Raw genomic sequence first — 2,223 nt, 5'->3', positions numbered from 1 at the left:
CCATCAAACCAAATTAATCCATCTCTATCGTCAAATCCTGGCATCTTCTTATTCCTTATCTAATTCAAACGCGCTGTGTAATGAACGCACCGCTAATTCTAAATATTTTTCATCAATCACTACAGAGATTTTAATCTCACTGGTAGAAATCATCTGAATGTTAATCCCTTCATGGTGCAGTACTTCAAACATCTGCGAAGCAATACCCGCATGTGAGCGCATACCAATACCCACTAGCGACACTTTAACCACCTTGTCGTCGCTTTGTACGCCAATAGCATCTAAGTCCTTACAAACCACCTCTAGAATACTTAACGCTTTATCAAAATCATTACGGTGCACAGTAAAGGCAAAATTAGTCAGCCCTTCACGCGCAGACACACTTTGGACAATCATATCCACTTCAATATTCGCACTACTGATCGCTTTGAGAATTTTAAAGGCAATACCAGGCTTATCCGGAACGCCAATTAAACTTAATTTTGCTTCATCTTTATTATGCGCAATGCCTGAAATAACCGCTTGTTCCACAATATTTTCCTCACTGGTAATTAACGTGCCAACTGGATTGTCAATCAATGATGACAACACCCTTAACGGCACTTTATATTTTGATGCAAATTCAACTGAGCGAATTTGCAAAACTTTAGAGCCGAGCGATGCCATCTCCAGCATCTCCTCATAACTCACTGATTTCATTTTTCGAGCATTTGGCTCAATACGTGGATCGGTAGTATAAACCCCGTCCACATCCGTATAAATCTGGCATTCGTCCGCTTTAAGCGCTGCAGCCAATGCCACGGCTGTGGTATCCGAGCCACCTCTACCTAAAGTAGTAATATGACCCTGCTCATCAATCCCTTGAAAACCAGCAACTACAACCACTTTGCCCGCATCTAAACTCGCATGAATGCGGTGATCATCGATCGATTTAATACGCGCCTTACCATGCTCTGAGTCCGTCACAATACGCACTTGAGAGCCCAGATAACTAATTGCATCACAACCCAGTTGCTGAAGCGCCATAGATAGTAATGAAATAGTGACTTGCTCACCTGTAGTTAGCAGCATATCCATCTCACGAAGGGATGGCACGGTCTGAATCTCTTGCGCCAAAGCGGTCATTCGATTGGTCTCACCACTCATCGCGGAAACACTCACCACTAGCTGGTCGCCACCATCTGCAAATGCTTTAATTTTTTGTGCAACTGCCTGAATTCGCTCAACCGAACCAACCGATGTTCCACCATATTTTTGTACAATTAACGCCATTAAACCATCTATAAATCAATATTCTCAAAATTATACCTCTATCCCCTTGGACTGCCTTTCTATTTTGGTATTATAGGCCTTGCCTATAATACTTATTCAAAAATCAAATCCAAGTCAATATCTTTAATAATTAAACCTTTATTTTCTCCAAACACTTTAGATGTATTTTTAGAAAAAGTCTTGTATTCTTGAATTGAGCCTATTTCAGAAATTACACTGTCAACCTCTTTCTTGTTACAAATAGACTCACCCAATTCCGTACCTAAATATTCAAAAATACTAGACTTGACCAAACTAGATTTTGGATTTATGCGATGATGTATATAGTTTAAATTTACATACACAGACAGCACCGGCAATCCAAACTCACCATCAATCATATTAGCTTTAAACTTCCCTTGAAACAATGATCCAGAACGCTTGTATTTTTGATTGAAATACATTGTATAACTTGTACCTAACTTTTGCATAAACTTAGATATGCCGCTCTCTGACTCTTGTTTTAATACTAAATGAAAGTGATTTGGCAACAGACAATAAGAAACAATAGATACTAATGCACCTGCATCTTCATCTTTTGCCACCCTCCCTTGGCCTTTATATCTATTGTTATTGATACTAGGGTTTGTACCATCCTTGTTTAAATCAATCAGCCTTTTGAAAAAATAATAAAGATCCTCTTGCGATTCAAATATATTACGCTTATCCACACCCCTGTTAAAAACATGGTAGTAATGATCTTCGTTAAACTGTATTTTCCTAATTGACATTTTTACCTATTTTATAAGTATTATAGGCCTTGCCTATAATATCACAATTCAAAAAAAAGGCTTGCAAAAAAAACAAGCCTTTGTAAAGTAAGTATTATAGGCCTTGCCTATAATACAACCTATTTTTTATCACCAAACACATATTTTGGTTTAAAGATGTAAACCAATAACGGAATGATGG

The 2,223-nt window shown here is 38.0% G+C and carries 2 protein-coding genes; both read right to left on the bottom strand.

What is annotated here, in order from left to right:
* Nucleotides 1-48 precede the first annotated feature (48 nt).
* The gene (locus ABNR88_RS07185) at nucleotides 49-1,272 is read right to left on the bottom strand and encodes an aspartate kinase (RefSeq protein WP_318844250.1); all 1,224 of its coding nucleotides are present in this window, start codon (nucleotides 1,270-1,272) and stop codon (nucleotides 49-51) included.
* 92 nt (nucleotides 1,273-1,364) lie between these two features.
* Nucleotides 1,365-1,982 carry a transposase gene (locus ABNR88_RS07180; RefSeq protein WP_348670251.1) on the bottom strand — a complete coding sequence of 206 codons (618 nt, stop codon included), beginning with the start codon at nucleotides 1,980-1,982 and terminating at the stop codon, nucleotides 1,365-1,367.
* Nucleotides 1,983-2,223: the final 241 nt, after the last annotated feature.

The organism is uncultured Candidatus Thioglobus sp., from assembly GCF_963981275.1.
Classification (GTDB): domain Bacteria; phylum Pseudomonadota; class Gammaproteobacteria; order PS1; family Pseudothioglobaceae; genus Thioglobus_A.
This window is presented reverse-complemented; position numbering and strand designations above follow the sequence as displayed.